Consider the following 17990-nt stretch of genomic DNA (forward strand, 5'->3'; position numbering starts at 1 on the left):
GCTGCCTCAGACACCTGGTCATCCGAAGCCGATCAGCTCGGTGAAAGCGCGCACGTTGTTGTGGGACGGCGAGCAGGTGGAGGCCTTTCACCGCGACCCTAGGCCCCGGCCCCGTCCGCTCTACAGTTCCAGCAGCCGGGTGGCTGCCGCGCGGCCCGAGGCGACGCAGGCCGCGACGCCGACTCCCTCGAAGAGCGCGCCGCACATCTCCGTGCCCGGCAGCTTGCCGATCGCGTCGCGGAGCGCGGCGACCCGGTCGGCGTGGCCCACCTCGTACTGGGGCAGGCCGTGCCGCCAGCGGGTGACCCGGGTGGCCAGTGGCTCGCCCAACGGGCCGACTGCTTCGCCCAGTTCGGCCCTGGCGAGGGCGGTGAGGCGCCGGTCGTCGAGTTCGAGGAGGTGCTCCTCGCCCGCCCGGCCCACCGAGGCTCGCAGGACGAGCGTGGACGGTGCTTCGTCGTGCTGCCAGGCCCACTTGTGGGAGAGGAAGGTGGCGGCCTTGATCGTACGGCCGTCCACCGGCGGTACGAGGAAGCCGTTCAGCTCCGGCGGCGGGTCGTCGGCCGTGCGGGGGAAGGCCATGGTGAGGACGCCGGATCCGGCGTATCTGACGGCGGTGAGTTCCGCGTGCGCGGCGGGTGAGTGCGGGCGCAGCAGGGAGGCGGCCGCGGGGGCCGGGAGGGCGAGGACGATCGCGTCCGCGTCCAGTGTCAACGGGCCCTGTCCGGTGACGGCGTGCACCCGCCACCGGTTGCCGGGGGCGCGTTCGACAGCGAGGGCGGTGCTGCGGGTGAGGACGCGGGCGCCGCTCGCGGCGGCGACGGCCAGCGGTAGCCGTCCGGTGCCGCCCGCGATGCCGCGCACCACGACGGGCCTGGGCCCGGGGTGGGCGGCTCTCGCCTGTGCGCGGCGGCGGAGGGTGGCGAGGAGCGAGTCGCCGGTGGCGGCGATCGCCGCGATGCCGGGCATGGCCGAGCGCAGCGAGAGCTGGTCGGTGCGGCCGGCGTAGATGCCGCCGAGGAGGGGTTCGACGAGCCGGTCGACGGCTTCCTGGCCGATGCGCGGGACGAGGTGGTCGGCGACGGTGAGGTCGGTGTCGACGGGGCGGGCCGTGAGTGCTTCCTCCTGCGCCAGTCTGGCGAGTCCCTCGGGGGACAGCAGTCCGGTGCCGGCGAGGGCGCTAGGGTCCGGCGGGATGCCCAGTACGTGGCCCGCGGGAAGGGGCCGCAGGGCGTCGCCGGTCCAGAGGGTGACGGGGGCGGGGGCCGGGTCGCGGAGCGCGTCGCCGAGGCCGACCTCCTCCGCGAGCCGTACGGCCTCGGGGCGCAGCGCCATCAGGGACTCGGCTCCCTCGTCGACCGGAATGCCCGCGAGGGAGCCGGTGCGGAGCTTGCCGCCGACGCGGGCTCCCGCCTCCAGCACGGTGACCTGGGCCCGGCCGCGCATCTCCCAGGCGGCGGCGAGTCCGCTGATGCCTCCGCCGATGACGATCACTGAGCGCACGGCTGCTCCTCGGGAAGGGTGTTCGGCTGGTAGGCGCACCACGGGTCGGCGGCGAGGGGGTCGCCGGTGACGGCGTACGCCCGCGAACGCGAGCCGCCGCACACGGTCTTGTAGTCGCAGGCACCGCACTTGCCGCGCAGCAGTGACGGGTCCCTGAGCGAGAGAAAGAGGGGCGATGTTCGGTAAATGTCTTTCAAGGGGCGCCTCTTGGTGTTGTCCGCGGACATCGGGAGGAACCCGCTGGGGGTCACCTCGCCGGTGTGTGAGACGAAGACGAAGCCCCGTCCCGAGGACACGTCCATGGGCGGACGGCGGACCGCCCGGCGCTCTCCCTCGAAGAGTCCCAGTGCGGCGGCGCGGGCGGTGAGGCGGGCGTGCAGGGGCCCGGTGCGGGGCTCTTCGCCGCGTTCGGCGAGGGCGGCCCGTTGCAGGACGATCCGGCGGAAGTGGTGGCCCTCGGTGGTCTTGGTGGCCATGACCGCTCCGCAGTCGTACAGGAAGTGCAGTACGTCCTCCATCTCGTCCGGCGTGAGCGAGTCGAGCTCCGCGCCCCGCCCGGTGGGCACCAGCAGGAAGCCCGACCAGAGCATGGCCTTCTCGCGGCGCACGAGGGCCGCGATGTCGGCGAGGTCGTGCAGGCTGTGGCGGGAGACGGTGGTGTTGATCTGCACCTTCAGGCCGAGTTCCCGGGCGGTGCGCCAGCCGTCGAGGGTCAGGTCGAAGACCCCGTCGACGCCCCTGAAGGTGTCGTGCCGCGCGGCGGTCGAGCCGTCGACGCTGAGCGACAGCGCGACCGCGCCCGCATCCCGTACCTCCGTCAGGTTCTGCCGGGTGAGGGTCGGGGTGCCGGACGGCGAGACGGCGACGCGCAGGCCCAGCGAGGTTCCGTACGCGACGAGTTCGGTGAGGTCGGGGCGCTGGAAGGGGTCGCCGCCGGTCATCACGAAGAGGGGGTACGGGCGGCCGAAGGCGGCGATCTGGTCCATCAGGTCGCGTGCCTGCGCGCCGTCCAGCTCGTGCGGGCTGCGCAGCAAGTTCGCCTCGGCCCGGCAGTGCAGACAGGCCAGCGGGCAGGCCCGGGTGGTCTCCCAGATGACCAGGAAGGGGCGGTGTGCGACGGCGTGCCGGGGTGTGCGCACCAGGCGGGAGCGGGGAGGGAAGGGCGTGTCCGTCATCGGGTGCGCTCCCAGCCGCGTCGCTCCGCGCGCTGCGCCAGGTCCTTGGGGTCCCGGCTGCGGTAGACCACGTACGGCCGGAAGACGTACTTCACCGGAGCACTGAACATGTGCACCAGCCGCGAGTACGGGATCAGGGCGAACAGCGTGAAGCCGAAGAGGATGTGCAGCTTGAAGGCGAGCGGGGCGCCCGCCATGAGCGCGTAGTCGGGCGTAAGGGTGAACAGGGAACGGAACCACGGGGAGATGCCCTCGCGGTAGTTGTAACCGTCCGTCGCACCGGTCGAGTTGAGGATCGTGGCGAGGAGCCCGAGCACGATCGCGCCGAGCAGGAAGGTGTACATCAGGTGGTCGCTGCGCAGGGTCGCGCGGCGCACCGCCGGCACCTTGAGGCGGCGGTACACGAGGAGGCCGATACCGAAGGCCGCCGCCGCGCCCGCTATCGCCCCGGTGCCGATGGCGACCAGGTGGTACGTGTGGTCGCTGACGCCGATCGCGTCGGTCCAGCGCTGCGGGATCAGCAGGCCGACGACGTGGCCGAGAACGACGAAGAGCATCCCGAAGTGGAAGAGCGGGGAGCCGATCCGCAGCAGTTTCGACTCGTGGATCTGGGAGGAGTGGGTGGTCCAGCCGAACCGGTCGTAGCGGGCGCGCCAGAAGGTGCCCGCGATGAGCAGGGCGATCGAGACGTAGGGCAGGACGCCCCACAGCAGCAGGTCTGTCATGCCGATGGCCTTTCGGACGGTACAGCCGGAGCGGACGTGCCGACGGTCGGCCAGGGCAGGTCGATGCCGGGGCCGAGGGGCTCCAGTGGCGAGCCGATGCCGACGAGTTCCTGCGGTGGGCCGTTGCGGGCCATCGCCTTGGCCTCCTCCTTGGTCTGCGGGGAGGGGCCGGGGAGCGTGGTGCAGAGTGCTTCGAGGACTGCGGTGTACGGGGTGTCCGCCGCGGTGACGGCGAGGCGCAGCAGCTCCAGGCCGACCCGGTGCTCCTCCAGGAGGGCGGTGCCGGCCTCGGGGTGGCGGGCGGCGAAGTCGAGGGCGACCGGGAGGAAGTCGGGGAGTTCCTCGTCGGCGTACTCCAGGCCGTGGTCGCGGTAGGTCTGCTTGATGCGGACCAGGGAGAGTCCGCGCCGTCGGGTGTCGCCGTCGGCCCACCAGGTGAGGTAGAGGCAGCGGCGATTGCGGGTGTCGAAGGTGGACGTGTAGTGGGCGCCCAGGTCGAGCGGCTCGGTGGCGGCAACGTGATCGAGGAAGCCGGAGAGGAGGGCGGCGGCCTCGGGCCCGGCGCCGCGCAGCGCTTCGCGCAGGGCCGGCAGGTCCGCGTACAGCCGGGAGTCGGGGTATTCGAGGCAGCGGCCGGCCAGCAGCCGGGTGACCGTCCCGGGGGACATGCCGGTCATGCGCTCCTCCTGAGCGGGCCGAGGTTGAGCATCACGCGGGTGGGTGTCTCCTCGGGGAGGGCGGCGACCGGGCACGCCGCGTTCGCCGCGTCGGCCTCGTCTCCGAAGGGATGGCTGTCGGCGAGCGCGTCGGCGTCCGCGCGGGCCGCGCTCGGGACCACGAAGCGGTCCTCCAGCTTGGCGATGGCCAGCAGCCTGAACATGTCCTCCATCTCCTCGCCGGTCAGGCCGACCGCGCGGGCGATGGACTCGTCGCGTTCCTCGCCCAGGTTGATCCGCCGCATGTACGCGCGCATGGCGGCCATCCGGTGCAGGACCGCGTCCACCACTCCCGTGTCACCGGCGGTGAGGATCTCCGCGAGGTACTCGACGGGGATGCGCAGCGCGTCGATCGCGCCGAACAGGTTGCGGGCGTCCTCGCCGTCGCTGCCGGTGGCGGCGACCGCCTCGACCACCGGGGAGAGCGGCGGTACGTACCAGACCATCGGCATGGTGCGGTACTCCGGGTGCAGCGGGAGAGCGACCTGGTAGGTGGCGATGAGGTCGTGGACCGGGGAGCGGCGGGCCGCCTCCAGCCACTCCTCGGTGATGCCGGACGCGCGGGCCGCAGCCTGGACCGCCGGGTCGTGCGGGTCGAGGAAGCACTCCAACTGTGCGGGGTAGAGGTCGTGTTCGTCCTCGACGGCGGCCGCCTCGGCGACCTTGTCGGCGTCGTACAGCATCACGCCGAGGTAGCGCATGCGGCCCACGCACGTCTCGGAGCAGACCGTCGGCAGGCCGACCTCGATGCGCGGAAAGCAGAAGGTGCACTTCTCGGCCTTGCCGGTCGAGTGGTTGAAGTAGACCTTCTTGTACGGGCAGGCGCTGACGCACATCCGCCAGCCGCGGCACTGGTCCTGGTCGACGAGCACGATGCCGTCCTCGGACCGCTTGTACATCGCGCCGGACGGACAGGCGGAGACGCAGGCGGGGTTGAGGCAGTGCTCGCAGATGCGCGGCAGGTAGAACATGAAGGACTGCTCGAACTCGAAGCGGATCTTCTCGCCCACCTCGTCGCGGATCTTCTCCACGATCGGGTCGCGGGGTCCGTGCTCGACGGCGCCGCCGAGGTTGTCGTCCCAGTTCGGACCCCACTGGATCGTGTCGATGGGGGCGCCGGTGACGGTGTTGACGGGGCGCGCGGTGGGCAGGTCGTCGCCCGCCGGGGCCTCGGTGAGGTTCTTGTACTCGTAGGTCCAGGGCTGGTAGTAGTCGTCCATCGACGGGAGTTCGGGGTTGGCGAAGAGGCTGCCGAGGCGCCTGAGCCGGCCGCCGGAACGCAGCCGCAGCCTGCCGGAGCGGGTGCGTTCCCAGCCGCCCTTCCACTTCTCCTGGTCCTCCCAACGGCGGGGGTAGCCCTGGCCGGGGAGGGTCTCCACGTTGTTGAACCAGACGTACTCGGTGCCCTGCCGGTTGGTCCACGCCTGCTTGCAGGTGACGGAACAGGTGTGGCAGCCGATGCACTTGTCGAGGTTCATGACCATGGCGACCTGTGTCATGACGCGCATGTCAGTACTCCACGTTCTGGCTTCGGCGGCGGATGACGGTGACCTCGTCGCGCTGGTTGCCGGTCGGGCCGAGGTAGTTGAAGGCCCAGGTCAACTGGGCGTAGCCGCCGACGAGATGGGTGGGCTTGAGCATCACGCGGGTGAGCGAGTTGTGGATGCCGCCGCGGCGGCCGGTCTTCTCGGTGCGGGGGACGCCGACGGTGCGCTCCTGGGCGTGGTTCATGTAGACCGTGCCGGGCGGCATCTTGTGGGAGACGATCGCGCGGGCGGTGACGACGCCGTTGCGGTTGACCGCCTCGATCCAGTCGTTGTCCGCGACGCCGATCGACCCGGCGTCCTGCGGGGACATCCACACCGTCTGACCGCCGCGGCCGAGCGCCATCATGTAGTGGTTGTCCTGGTACATGGAGTGGATGGCCCATTTATTGTGCGGGGTGAGGTAGCGGACCGCGACGGTCTTCTCCTCGACGCGGCCGAGCTCGGGCTCCCCGTACAGGCGGTGCATGTTGAGCGGCGGCTTGTAGACGGGGAGTGCCTCGCCGACCTCGTGGATCCAGTCGTGGTCCAGGAAGAAGTGCTGACGGCCCGTCAGGGTGTGCCAGGGCTTGAGGTGTTCGGTGTTGACGGTGAACGCGGTGTAGCGGCGTCCGCCGGACTCGCTGCCCGACCACTCGGGCGAGGTGATGACGGGCACCGGGCGGGCCTGGGTGTCGGCGAAGGTGACCCGCTTGCCCTCGGCCTCGGCGGCCAGATGGGCCATCTTGGTGCCGACCTTCTTCTCCAGGGTCTCGAAGCCCTGTACGGCGAGGCGGCCGTTGGAGGTGCCGGAGAGGGAGAGGATCGCCTCGCAGGCCCGCTGGGCGGTGTCGAGCCGGGGGCGCCCCTCGGCGACTCCGCCGCGCACCTTTCCGTTCATCTCGCCGAGGTGGGCGACCTCCTCGCCGACCTCGAAGGTGATCGCCTTGGTGGTGACGCCGAGCGTGTCGACCAGCGGGCCGAGCGCGGCGAACTTCTCGCCGATCGCGCCGTAGTCGCGTTCCACGACCGCCAGGTTGTACAGGGTGCGGCCGGGTATCGGCTCGCACTCGCCCCGGGACCAGTCGAGGGCGACACCGCCGGGCTGGGCCATCTCGCCGCCGGGGGTGTCGTGCTGGAGCGCTGTGGCCACCAGGTCCTTGCGTACGCCCAGGTGTTCGGCGGCCAGCTCGCTGAAGCGGCGGGCCAGGGCGTGGAAGGCGTCGTAGTCGGAGCGGGCCTGCCAGGGCGGGTCGACGGCCGGGCTGAAGGCGTGCAGGAAGGGGTGCATGTCGGTGGAGGACAGGTCGTGCTTCTCGTACCAGGTGGCGGCCGGGAGGACGACGTCGGCGAGCAGCGTCGTGGACGTCATCCGGAAGTCCATGGCCATCAGGAGGTCGAGCTTGCCCTCGACGTCCTCCTCGTGCCAGGTCACGTCGCGCGGTGTGCAGCGCGGGCCGTCGTCGGGAAGGTTGTGGTGGGTGCCCAGGAGGTGCTTGAGGAAGTACTCGTTGCCCTTGGAGCTGGAACCGAGGAGATTGGCCCGCCACACGTTGAGCACGCGCGGCCAGTTGGCGGGTGCGTCGGGGTCCTCGCCCGCGAACTTCAGCGTTCCGTCCTTGAGCTCCTCGACCGCTTGGCCGACCGGGTCTGCGGCCGCGCCGAGTTCGAGGGGGTTGCGGTCGAAGGTGGGGTACGAGGGCATCCAGCCCATCCGGGCGGACGCGGCGAGGCAGTCCGCACCGGACATGCCGTCGAAGGTGCCCTCCGCGAGGGGTGAGGCGAGGGCCTCGGCGGGCAGGGTGTCGTACCGCCACTGGTCGGTGTGCAGGTAGAACCAGCCCGCGCCGATCATGTGGCGGGGCGGCCGGCTCCAGTCGGAGGCGCCGGCAAGAGTGGCCCAGCCGGTGACCGGGCGGCACTTCTCCTGGCCGACGTAGTGGCCCCAGCCGCCGCCGTTGCGGCCCTGGCAGCCGGTGAGGGTGAGCAGGGCGAGGAAGGCGCGGTAGATGGTCTCGGAGTGGAACCAGTGGTTCGTGCCCGCGCCCATCAGGATCATGCAGCGGCCCTGTGACTTCTCTGCCGTCTCGCCGAACTCCCTTGCCACGCGCGCCGCTTGGGCTGCTGGTACGGAGGTGAGGGTCTCCTGCCAGGCGGGGGTGCCCGGCTGGGAGGCGTCGTCGTACGAGGTGGGCCACTCCCCCGGCAGTCCGTCGCGGGCGACGCCGTACTGGGCGAGCATCAGGTCGTACACCGTGGTGACGAGGTGCTCGCCGATCCGGCGGACGGGCACTCCGCGCCGTACGGCGGCGGGCCTGTCCTCCTCGAAGCGGGGCAGCACGATCTCCGCCTCGCCCTCCCCGTGCAGGGTGAGCCGGGGGACGGTGTCGCCGAGGTCGAGGTTCCACTCGGGGGTCTCGTTGGCGCCCCAGCGGTGACCGAGGGTGCCGTGCGGGACGACGGGTTCGCCGGTGGCGTCGTCCACGAGGACGGTTTTCCACCGCGCGTTCTCGGTGTCCTGCCCGAGGTCCTCCGCATTCAGGAACTTTCCCGGCACGAGGCCCTGTTCGGTTCCCCGCAGGGTTACCAGGAACGGCAGGTCGGTGTATTGCCGTACGTAGTCCCGGAAGAACGGGGTCTCGCGGTCGACGAAGAATTCCTTGAGAATCACATGCCCCATGGCGAGGGCGAGCGCACCGTCCGTTCCGGGGTGCGGATGCATCCATTCGTCGGCGAATTTCGTGTTGTCGGCGAAGTCCGGGGAGACGGTGACGACCTTCTGGCCCCGGTAGCGGGCCTCGGCCATCCAGTGGGCGTCCGGCGTCCGCGTCACCGGGACGTTGGAGCCCCACATCATCAGGTACGCGGCGTCCCACCAGTCGCCCGACTCGGGGACGTCGGTCTGGTCGCCGAAGACCTGCGGCGAGGCCACCGGCAGGTCCGCGTACCAGTCGTAGAAGGACAGCATCGGCGCGCCGATGAGGGAGTGGAAGCGGGCGCCGGCCGCGTGCGAGGCCATCGACATCGCGGGGATCGGGGAGAACCCGGCGACCCGGTCCGGGCCGTGCTCCTTGACGGTGTGCACGTGCGCGGCTGCCGCGATCTCCAGGGCCTCGTCCCAACTCGCCCTGACCAGGCCGCCCTTGCCCCTGGCCTGCTGGTAGGTGCGGCGGCGCGCGGGATCGCGCTGGATGTCGGACCAGGCGAGCACCGGGTCCCCCAGGCGCTTCTTCGCCTCGCGGTACATCGACAGCAGGGTGCCCCGCACATAGGGGTGGCGCACCCGGGTCGGCGAGTAGCTGTACCAGGAGAAGGCGGCACCGCGGGGGCAGCCGCGCGGCTCGTACTCGGGCCGGTCGGGGCCGACGGAGGGGTAGTCGCCCGACTGGGTCTCCCAGGTGATGATCCCGTCCTTGACGTAGACCTTCCAGCGGCACGACCCGGTGCAGTTCACCCCGTGCGTGGTGTTCACGACCTTGTCGTGGCTCCAGCGGTCGCGATAGAAATTCTCGCCCTCCCGCCCACCGGTGCGGTGCACCGACCGCAGATCCTCGGACACTTCGGCCTTGGTGAAATACCGCCCGGCCTTGAGCAGCGCTTCCGCAGCGCCGCCCTGATTCTGCCGCAACCTGACCCCTCCGGAATGGAAAAGAATCCGGGCCCGACTTGCCGACAGTTCGCCGGTAAATTTCCTGGCCCACCCCGACCCTATGGCCGGTTTTCCGCCGAACCCGGGGACTTTGGTCCCGGCGGGCGGTGACCTAATTCCACAATTCCGTTCAGGGAGGGGTGACATGGTGGAATTCGCAAACAAAGTGCTTGCGTAAAAGGCCTTTTGGCCCGGCACTCCGGTCCTCGGGCCCCGGGCCCGGAGCCCGTGGATGTGAAGGACGGTCGATCTCATGCACTCCTGGGCAGATGCCCGCAGGGTCGCGGCCACCGCCGTGCCCGCACTTCCCGCGGAGCGGCTGCCGCTGTCCGGCGCCGTCGGCCGGCTGCTGGCCACGCCGCTCGCCGCGCTCACCGACCTGCCGGCCTTCGACAGCTCGGCGATGGACGGCTGGGCCGTGTGCGGGTCCGGGCCGTGGCGGGTACGGGGCCAGGTGCTGGCCGGCAGTACCGGCGACCCGCTGGCTCCCGGGGAGGCGGTCGCCATCGCCACCGGGGCGCCGGTCCCGGCGGGGGCGGCGCTGGTGCTGCGCAGTGAGGACGGCTACCAGGAGGCCGACGTCCTCGTCGCACGCACCAAGCCCGCCCCGGTGGCACGCACCGCGCTCAATCCGGTCGGCCGGGACATCAGGCCGCGCGGCCAGGAGTGCCGGGCCGGTGACCCGCTGCTCGCGGCCGGCACCCCCGTCACCCCCGCCGTCGTGGGCCTCGCCGCCGCCTGCGGGTACGACACCCTGACCGTGACCGGCCGCCCCACCGTCGACCTGCTGGTACTCGGTGACGAGCTCCTCGACCGCGGTCTGCCGGGCCGGGGCCGGGTCCGCGACGCGCTGGGCCCGCTGCTGGTCACGTGGCTCGACGCGCTCGGCGTCCGGGTGGCCGGCCAGCGACGCGTGCCCGACGATCTCGACGCGCTGTGCACCGCGCTGGCGGACTCCTCGGCGGACGTGGTGCTGACGACCGGCGGCTCCGCCCACGGCCCCGTCGACCACGTGCGGCGCGCCCTGACCTCACTCGGCGCGCGCACACTGGTCGACAGCGTCGCCGTACGGCCCGGACATCCGATGCTGCTCGACGTCCTCCCGGACGGAAGGCCGCTCGTCGGGCTGCCGGGCAACCCGCTCGCCGCCGTCGCCGCGACGGCCACCCTCGCCGTCCCCGTACTGCGCACCCTGGCCGCTCTGCCGCCCGTCACCCCCGTGGGGCTTCCGGCTGGGGTACGGCTGGCGGGGCGTGCCCCTGCCACCGCACTGGTGCCGGTCACCGTCCGGGACGGCGTGGTCCATCCGCTGGACTTCCACGGGCCCGCGATGCTGCGCGGCCTGGCGGCCTGCGACGCGCTGGCCGTCGTACCGCCACAGGGCACGGAGGCGGACACCGCGGTCGAGCTGCTGCCTAGGCCCGGTGATGTGGAGGTGGCCGGGGCGGCGCCGGTCGGTCCCCCCGTTCCCAGTGCCCTTCCGGCCGCTTTTCCGGCCGCGGTTCGGGCCTCCGCTCCCGCCTCCGAGCGGCCCGGGCGGGACGTCGCCGCATGAGCAGGCGCACCACGTGGCTGCCCGACCAGCACGGTGCCTGGGCGATGCTGACCGTGCCGTTCGCCGCGGGCACTTTCCTCGGCGACCCGACGTGGCTGCATCTGCCGCTCTTCGTCTGCTGGCTGCTGGCCTACACGACGGCCTTCCACCTCCAGCAGTACGTGCGGCTGCGCAGGCTCTCCCGCAATCCGCGGGCACCGCGGCGGCACGTGCGGCCGTTGCTCACCTTCAGCACGCTGGTCACCGTGCTCGGCACACCGCTGCTGGTGCTGCGGCCCTGGCTGCTGGTCGCGGTCGCCGCCGCGCTGCCGTTCTTCGCGGTCAACACCCTCTACGCGCTGCGCAACCGCGAACGGGCCCTGGTGAACGGCCTGGTCGCGGTGGTCCCCGCGTGCGCCGTACTCCTGGTGGCGCTACGGGTGGGCGGCGGGACGCTCGCCGGGGGCCTGGCGCCGCTGGCCGCCTGTCTCCTCTACTTCGGCGGAACGGTCCCCTACGTGAAGACCATGATCAGGGAGCGCCGGAACCGCCGGTACCTGTACGGCTCGGTCACCTACCACGCGGGAGCACTGGTCTGCGCGGCGCTGCTGCACCCGCTGTGGTCGGTGCTGTTCGCCTGCTTCCTGCTGCGGGCGGCGCTGCTTCCCGGCCGGCGCCTGCGGGTCAGAACCGTGGGCCTGATCGAGCTCGGCTGCTCGGCCGCCCTGCTGGTGATGCTGCTGTTCAGCGGGGTCTGAGCTCCCTTTCGGGACCTAGTACCCGCAGGTGGGGCCTTCTGCCGGGGCCACGGACGGTCCGGCCTGCCTAGCGTGAGGGGAGGAGGACCCAGGTACGCCCCAGGAGGTTCAGGCCCATGACCGTTGCGAAATGCCCGCGCTTCACGCGTCTGCGCAGATCGGTGAGAGCGACGGTCGCCGTACTGGCGGCCGGATTGATCGCCGTGGCCGCCGCCGCCTGTGCCTCGCCTCCCCGCGCCGCCGCGGAAGTCTCCGCAGAGGACACCGGCCAGGCACCTCGGCCCGCCGGGCACGCGAAGGACCTTCCGGCGGCGCTCGCCGAGGACGGCACCACGATCGTGGTGGGCAAGCAGGACGCGCCGCACACCGTACGGATCGCGGTGGACGCGCAGTGCGGCTACTGCGCCAAGTTCGAGACTGGTGGCGGGCAGGCCGTCGCGAAGGCAGTGGCGGCCGGAAAGCTCAAGGCCGAGTACACCCTTGCCTCGTTCCTGGACCGGGGCGAGGTGGCGGGTTCCACCCGGGCGGCCAACGCACTGCGAGCAGCCCTGGAACAGGGGAAGTTCGCCGAGTACCAAGAGGCCGTCTTCACCGCTCAGGGCAGTGAGGAGGCCGAAGGATTCACGAACGCGTTCCTGCTGAGGCTCGCCTCGCAGGTGGAGGGACTGCGCGGCGACGCGTTCGACAGGGCGGTCGGAGAACTCTCCTACCGGGACTGGGTCGACGCCTCGCTGAAGGCGTTCCAGTCCAGTGGTGAGAAGTCCGTTCCCGCCGTGTTCCTGGACGGTACGAAGGTGGCGGACGGCGACGTCCTGTTCGACGCAGCGGACTTCGCGGAGCTGCTGAAGAACGAGGGTGTGGCATGACCGCGCCGGGTGGGTTCCCCGGTCCCCCGCACACTCCGAACGCACCGGACGCACCTGGTGAGCGCGAGCACCGTGCAAGCGGCATCAACTACCCTGCCTGCGACCTCGAATCGCGTGCGGACATCGACGCACTACTGCGCCGGTTCTACGCCATCGCCTTCGAAGACCCCCTGATCGGGCGGTACTTCACCGAGATCGCCGGCGTCGATCTGGAGACGCACCTGCCCCGAGTGACGGACTTCTGGGAGAGCGCCCTTCTGCGTTCGGCCGAATACCGCCGCAACGCCCTCACCCCGCACAAGCAACTGCACCGGATCAGCCCCCTCGGCGCGGAGCACTTCGGGCGCTGGCTCCAGCTCTGGCGCGCCGCCATCGACGGCATGTACGCGGGCCCCAACGCCGAACGGGCCAAGGCGCAGGGTGAACGCGTCGCGAAGACGATGCCGAAGCGGCTCAACGGCGGCGAGGCCCCCACCGACGGCGAAGGCCCCGGCTTCGTACCCCTGTCGGCACTTCAGTTGCGCGGCCGGATACATTCGGCCGGGTGATTTTCCGGTCGGACCTGTGACCGGGCGACCACCGCGCCGGACAACCGGTCCACCCAGCAGGGAGCCTGACACGCCATCAGATCCCAGAGGCGCTTCGAGTCGGCGTCGTGATCGCGCGCTCCCGGGAGACCGGCCAGGGCTCGCACTGCTCACACCGGTCAAGCCCCGCCCTCAGTCGGCCAGCTCCCCCAGGAGCGACCAGGTACGGCGCCGATCAGCCTCTCCGGCGATCTCCGTTCCCGAGAACACCACCTCCGTCGCCCCGGCGTCCCGGTACCGCCGCACCTCGGCAGCTACCTTCCGTTCATCGCCGATCACGGCGACGTCGGCGGCCCGTCGGCCGCCGGAGAGCTCGATGACCCGTGCGTAGGAAGGGATCTGCTCGTAGAACGCGAGCTGCTCGGTGGCCTTCTCCCGTACGGAGTCGACCTCGTCGGTGACCACGCCGTGCACCAGGGCGACGATGCGGGGCGCGGGCCGGCCGGCGGCCTCCGCCGCCGCGGTGACGGCCGGAACGATGTGCTCGCTCAGTGCGCGCGGCCCCGCCAGGTACGGCAGGATTCCGTCCGCCAGTTCACCGCTGGCACGCAGCGCCTGTGGCCCCATCGCGGCGACGAGCAACGGCACCCCGGCCCCGGCGCCCGGTACGCGGGCGGGAACCGGTGTCGTCGCGGTGAGCAGTTCGCCGTGGAAATCCGCGGAGCCGGTCTCGGTCAACTGCCGCAGCGCGGTGAGGAATTCACGCAGGCGCGCGATGGGCCGCTCGAAGGGAATACCGAAGCCCGCCTCGGTCAGGAGCTTGGTGCCGAGCGCCAGTCCGAGGTGGTAGCGGCCGTGGGTGGCCGCCTGGGCGGTCTGTGCCTGGCTGGAGACCAGTAGCGGGTGACGGCCGAAGACGGGGATCGCCGACGTGCCCACGTGCAGGCCGAGCACCTCTCGTCCGACGATCGCCGCGAGCTGGGGAGAGTCCGCGCCGAAGGTCTGTCCGAACCAGACCGACCGCAGCCCGGCCGCCACGGCCTCGTGAGCGAGTCCCACCGAGGCGTCGATCTGATTGTCGGCGTCGGTCGCGTTGAGCGTTACTCCTATAGTCATGCCTAGTGAAACCAGGGGGAGTTGGCCACACATTCCGGTTCTGTGTGACAGCTGCTTGTCAATCGTGTGTACGCGGCTGCCGCAGGGCGTCAGGCCCTCGGGGCTCCGGCGTTTCTGCGGTGAATCCCTGCCGTCGAACGGGTGAACTCGCCAGGTGGGCGGTGTTGTTCAGACTGTGCGTGCGCTACACATCTCCGGTGATCAGAAACCTGCCGCGGAGCATGTGCACGCTCCTCCTCGCGTTCGCGTCCCTTCTCCCCGGCCCCGCGTTCGCGGCCGCTGTGCAACCCGCGGCCGTCGCCCCAGATCCGGTCGTCTTCGTCCACGGGTGGAACTCGGACGGTTCCGTCTGGCAGACCATGGCAGGCCGCTTCAGGACGGACGGCTGGCCGTCCGACCGCCTCGACCAGTGGACCTACGACACTGCTCAGTCGAACACCACGACTGCCGCACAGCTCGCCGAAGAGATTCAGCGTGTCCTGGACCGCACCGGTGCCACCAAGGTCGACGTCGTCGCCCACTCCATGGGAAGCCTCTCCTCCCGCTACTACCTCAAGAATCTCAACGGCGCCGCGAAGGTGGACGCCTGGGTCTCCCTCGCCGGGCCCAACCACGGAACGACCCTCGCGCAATGGTGCGGTGGGGCCTCGTGCGTGGAAATGCGGCCGGGGTCCGACTTCCTGGGCGCCCTCAACTCCGGTGACGAGACCCCCGGTGCTCCCCGCTACGCCACATGGGCCTCCCCGTGCGACAGCGTCATCAACCCGCGGGACAGCGTTGCCCTGGCCGGAGCCGTCAACACCACCACCGGCTGCCTGGACCACAGCGGCCTGCGCACCGACCAGAAGGTCTACGAAGAGGTCAAGACGCACCTCCGGTGACGTGCCCCGGCAAGCGCAGCGCCCCCCGCAGTCATTGGCTGCGGGGGGGGGCACTGCGCGCGTACGACTCCTTCGACCTGGCCTTCGACGCCGTCCGTCGTCGGCTCGGCGTGCGGCGCGACCGGCGGTCGAGCCGGGCCCGGGGGTGGGTGGCTTCCGTGCAGCCTTGGTGACACCGCTGATGCGCTCCACCGGCCGCGTTGTAAAGTGCTGACCCGTTCGTCATCCAATGGATGACAAACGAGATGGCACAGTCACGGACGGATCGAGGGAGGTGCTCGTGTCCGCTGCCGATCGCCCGCCCGCGACCCGCGGCGACGCCCACAGTCCGGCGTCCTTCCTGGCAGCCGCGGCGGCCCTTGCCGCCGTCGACGACACGCTGCGCGACGCTCAGAGCCTGTGTCTAAACCCCGGTCGGATCAGCGAACGTCGTCTGGTGCGTGCGATCGCAAGGCGCTGGAAGGTCCTCGCTGGGGTCTCCCCTGCTCGAACGAAGTTGAGAGCTCGGGGAAGGAGCTACTAGGGCATTTCGGCAACGCCGCGAGCGTGCGTGCCAGGCGGCGGGCGCCCGGCCGGGGTTTAGACACAGGCTCTCAGCACGAGAGCGCCACCGCGGCCGTCCCCGGTACGGAGCAGGCCCTGGCCTCCTTGCTGCTGCTGCGGCAGGTGCGCGAGCGGCTTGCCGGGTGGGAGAGCGGTCTGATCGAGACGGCCCGCGCGGCGGGTGCCAGTTGGGCGGACCTCGCCGGGCCCCTGGGCGTGGCCAGCCGTCAGGCCGCAGAGCGCCGGTACTTGCGCGGCCGTCCCGGCGCCGCCGGCACCACCGGCGAGCAGCGTGTGACGGCCACCCGGCAGGCCAGGGCCGCAGAGCGCGCCGCGGCCGACGATGCCTGACCCCGATCCGTACCAGCCCCCGGCTGCGCCCGTACCCCGTCCGTACCCATCCCCGCCCACGCCACATCTGCCGCATTCCAGAGAAAGGCACCCACATGACCACCAGTGTCGAGACGTTGGAGTTCCAGGCCGAGACACGCCAGTTGCTCCGCCTGGTGATTCACTCGATCTACTCGAACAAGGACATCTTCCTGCGCGAGCTGATCTCGAACGCCTCCGACGCCCTGGACAAACTGCGGCTGGAATCGCTGACCGACTCCACTCTCGCCGGGGTCGACACCGCCGACCTGCACGTCTCGTTGGAGACCGACAAGGACTCCCGCACGCTGACCGTCCGTGACAACGGCGTCGGCATGAGCCGGGACGACCTCGTGGAGCTGATCGGCACCATCGCCAAGTCCGGCACCGCCGACCTGCTGGAGAAGATCAAGGAGACCAAGGACGCCACGACCGCCGAGAACCTGATCGGCCAGTTCGGCGTCGGCTTCTACTCGGCGTTCATGGTCGCCGACAAGGTCACCGTGCGCACCCGGCGGGCCGGCACCGACTCCGGCACGCAGTGGGAGTCCGACGGCGAGGGCGCCTACACCCTCCAGACCGTCGACGGCCTGCCTGTGGGCACCTCGGTCACCCTGCACCTCAAGCCCGCCGACAGCGAGGACGGGCTGGCCGACTACCTGTCCGAGTCGAAGATCCGTCAGATCGTCAAGCAGTACTCGGACTTCATCCGCTGGCCCATCCGCATGGCCACCGAAGGCACCGATGCCGAGGGCAGCACCACCGAGGACGTCGAGACGCTCAACTCGATGAAGGCGCTGTGGGCCCGGCCACGCTCCGAGGTGACCGAGGACGAGTACAACGAGTTCTACCAGCAGATCAGTTACGACTGGCAACCCCCGGCCGAGACGATCCACATGCGCGCCGAGGGCACCTTCGAGTACGAGGCGCTGCTGTTCATCCCCTCGCAGGCCCCCTTCGACCTGTTCTCCCGCGAGACCAAGCGAGGCGTGCAGCTGTACGTCAAGCGGGTGTTCATCATGGACGACTGCGAAGCGGTCATGCCCCACTACCTGCGCTTCGTCAAGGGTGTCGTGGACGCCCACGACCTGTCGCTGAACGTCTCCCGCGAAATCCTCCAGCACGACCGGCAGATCCAGGGCATGCGCCGGCGGCTGGTCAAGAAGGTGCTCGGCGCCCTGAAGGACATGCAGTCCAAGGACGCCGAGCGCTACGCCACCGTGTGGGCTCAGTTCGGCCGGGCGCTGAAGGAGGGGCTGATCGAGGACACGGACAACGCCGAGGCCCTGCTGGGGCTGGTGTCGGCCGCCTCCACGCACGACCCGGAGAAGCCCACCACCCTGCGCGACTACGTCGCGCGCATGAAGGACGGCCAGGACGCCATCTACTACCTGACCGGCGAGACGCGCGCCGTGGTGGAGAACTCCCCGCACATGGAGGCCCTCACCGCCAAGGGGTACGAGGTCCTGATCCTCACCGACCCGGTCGACGAGGTGTGGGTCGACCGGGCCCCGGCCTTCGACGGCCACTCCTTCCAGTCCATCGCCAAGGGCCAGGTCGACCTCGACGGGACCGCCGACGGGGACGGGCAGTCCGACGCCGAGAAGGCCCGGCGCGAGCAGGACTTCGCCGCCCTGCTGCCGTGGCTGACCGGCACCCTGTCCGAGCAGGTCAAGGAGGTCCGTCTGTCGTCCCGTCTGACGACCTCGGCGGCCTGCATCGTCGGTGACGCCCACGACGTCACGCCCACCCTGGAGAAGATGTACCGGGCGATGGGACAGCAACTGCCCACCGTGAAGCGGATCCTGGAACTGAATCCCACGCATCCCCTGATCACGGCACTGCGCACCGCCCACGACGCCAACGCGGACGACCCCGCGGTGGCGCAGACCGCCGAACTGGTCTACGGCAGCGCACTCCTCGCCGAGGGGGGCGACCTGCCCGACCCGGCCCGCTTCACCCGGCTGCTCACCGACCGCCTCTCCCGCACGCTGTGACCACGGGGTGGGGGGGGGGGGGGGGGGGGGGGGGGGGGGGGCGGCGCGGGCGCGCCCGGGGGGGGGGGGGCCCCGGGGCGGGGGGGGGGCGGGCGGCGCGGCGGGGCG

Annotated in this window: 13 protein-coding genes and 1 pseudogene; 7 read left to right on the top strand and 7 right to left on the bottom strand. The window is 71.1% G+C overall.

Going from position 1 to position 17990, the window contains the following annotated elements:
* Positions 1-120 precede the first annotated feature (120 nt).
* From hemG to ACIA73_RS40300, 6 genes are read right to left on the bottom strand one after another with little or no spacing between them, the layout of a single operon-like run.
* On the bottom strand, positions 121-1503 hold the full coding sequence (gene hemG, locus ACIA73_RS40275; protein WP_399443979.1) for a protoporphyrinogen oxidase: 1383 nt from the start codon (positions 1501-1503) through the stop codon (positions 121-123).
* A complete protein-coding gene (locus ACIA73_RS40280) occupies positions 1491-2678 on the bottom strand; it encodes a TIGR04053 family radical SAM/SPASM domain-containing protein (RefSeq protein ID WP_399443980.1) in 1188 nt (395 codons plus the stop codon). Before ACIA73_RS40280 ends, hemG begins: the two co-directional genes overlap by 13 nt.
* Entirely contained in the window at positions 2675-3403 is a 729-nt protein-coding gene (narI, locus tag ACIA73_RS40285; protein ID WP_399443981.1) for a respiratory nitrate reductase subunit gamma, read from the bottom strand. The genes ACIA73_RS40280 and narI overlap by 4 nt, the downstream gene beginning before the upstream one ends.
* Positions 3400-4080, bottom strand: a complete 681-nt coding sequence (gene narJ, locus ACIA73_RS40290) for a nitrate reductase molybdenum cofactor assembly chaperone (RefSeq protein WP_399443982.1) — start codon at positions 4078-4080, stop codon at positions 3400-3402. Before narJ ends, narI begins: the two co-directional genes overlap by 4 nt.
* Positions 4077-5627: a nitrate reductase subunit beta gene (narH, locus tag ACIA73_RS40295; RefSeq protein ID WP_399443983.1), complete on the bottom strand. Its 1551-nt coding sequence runs from the start codon at positions 5625-5627 to the stop codon at positions 4077-4079. Before narH ends, narJ begins: the two co-directional genes overlap by 4 nt.
* Before the next feature lies 1 nt (position 5628).
* Entirely contained in the window at positions 5629-9270 is a 3642-nt protein-coding gene (locus ACIA73_RS40300; protein WP_399443984.1) for a nitrate reductase subunit alpha, read from the bottom strand.
* 274 nt (positions 9271-9544) lie between these two features.
* On the opposite strand from ACIA73_RS40300, the gene ACIA73_RS40305 reads away from it, so the two are divergent.
* From ACIA73_RS40305 to ACIA73_RS40320, 4 genes are all read left to right on the top strand, one after another.
* Complete coding sequence (locus ACIA73_RS40305; RefSeq protein ID WP_399443985.1) at positions 9545-10846, top strand: molybdopterin molybdotransferase MoeA; 1302 nt, start codon at positions 9545-9547, stop codon at positions 10844-10846.
* Positions 10843-11583 (top strand): YwiC-like family protein, encoded by a 741-nt coding sequence (locus ACIA73_RS40310; protein ID WP_399443986.1) that lies wholly within the window; start codon positions 10843-10845, stop codon positions 11581-11583. Before ACIA73_RS40305 ends, ACIA73_RS40310 begins: the two co-directional genes overlap by 4 nt.
* Before the next feature lie 116 nt (positions 11584-11699).
* Positions 11700-12449 (top strand): thioredoxin domain-containing protein, encoded by a 750-nt coding sequence (locus tag ACIA73_RS40315; RefSeq protein WP_399443987.1) that lies wholly within the window; start codon positions 11700-11702, stop codon positions 12447-12449.
* Positions 12446-12997 (top strand): group III truncated hemoglobin, encoded by a 552-nt coding sequence (locus tag ACIA73_RS40320; protein ID WP_399443988.1) that lies wholly within the window; start codon positions 12446-12448, stop codon positions 12995-12997. Before ACIA73_RS40315 ends, ACIA73_RS40320 begins: the two co-directional genes overlap by 4 nt.
* Before the next feature lie 171 nt (positions 12998-13168).
* Here ACIA73_RS40320 and ACIA73_RS40325 read toward each other — a convergent pair whose 3' ends face one another.
* On the bottom strand, positions 13169-14092 hold the full coding sequence (locus tag ACIA73_RS40325; protein WP_399443989.1) for an LLM class F420-dependent oxidoreductase: 924 nt from the start codon (positions 14090-14092) through the stop codon (positions 13169-13171).
* 197 nt (positions 14093-14289) lie between these two features.
* Between ACIA73_RS40325 and ACIA73_RS40330 the strand changes: the two genes are divergently transcribed.
* The 3 genes and pseudogenes from ACIA73_RS40330 (at position 14290) to htpG (ending at position 17882) form a co-directional block, all read left to right on the top strand.
* Positions 14290-14973 carry an esterase/lipase family protein gene (locus tag ACIA73_RS40330; RefSeq protein ID WP_399443990.1) on the top strand — a complete coding sequence of 228 codons (684 nt, stop codon included), beginning with the start codon at positions 14290-14292 and terminating at the stop codon, positions 14971-14973.
* 546 nt (positions 14974-15519) lie between these two features.
* Positions 15520-15855, top strand: a pseudogene (locus ACIA73_RS40335) (hypothetical protein); the annotation flags it as partial.
* Between the two features lie 107 nt (positions 15856-15962).
* Positions 15963-17882, top strand: coding sequence for a molecular chaperone HtpG (gene htpG / locus ACIA73_RS40340; protein ID WP_399443991.1), 1920 nt, complete (start codon positions 15963-15965; stop codon positions 17880-17882).
* Positions 17883-17990 lie beyond the last annotated feature (108 nt).

Source organism: Streptomyces sp. NPDC051561, assembly GCF_044454195.1.
GTDB lineage: Bacteria > Actinomycetota > Actinomycetes > Streptomycetales > Streptomycetaceae > Streptomyces.

Coding starts and splice junctions, on each gene's coding strand:
- ACIA73_RS40280 (WP_399443980.1), bottom strand. CDS start 2,678: ATGACGGACACGCCCTTCCCTCCCCGCTCCCGCCTGGTGCGCACACCC.
- narI (WP_399443981.1), bottom strand. CDS start 3,403: ATGACAGACCTGCTGCTGTGGGGCGTCCTGCCCTACGTCTCGATCGCC.
- narJ (WP_399443982.1), bottom strand. CDS start 4,080: ATGACCGGCATGTCCCCCGGGACGGTCACCCGGCTGCTGGCCGGCCGC.
- narH (WP_399443983.1), bottom strand. CDS start 5,627: ATGCGCGTCATGACACAGGTCGCCATGGTCATGAACCTCGACAAGTGC.
- ACIA73_RS40305 (WP_399443985.1), top strand. CDS start 9,545: ATGCACTCCTGGGCAGATGCCCGCAGGGTCGCGGCCACCGCCGTGCCC.
- ACIA73_RS40310 (WP_399443986.1), top strand. CDS start 10,843: ATGAGCAGGCGCACCACGTGGCTGCCCGACCAGCACGGTGCCTGGGCG.
- ACIA73_RS40315 (WP_399443987.1), top strand. CDS start 11,700: ATGACCGTTGCGAAATGCCCGCGCTTCACGCGTCTGCGCAGATCGGTG.
- ACIA73_RS40320 (WP_399443988.1), top strand. CDS start 12,446: ATGACCGCGCCGGGTGGGTTCCCCGGTCCCCCGCACACTCCGAACGCA.
- ACIA73_RS40325 (WP_399443989.1), bottom strand. CDS start 14,092: ATGACTATAGGAGTAACGCTCAACGCGACCGACGCCGACAATCAGATC.
- htpG (WP_399443991.1), top strand. CDS start 15,963: ATGACCACCAGTGTCGAGACGTTGGAGTTCCAGGCCGAGACACGCCAG.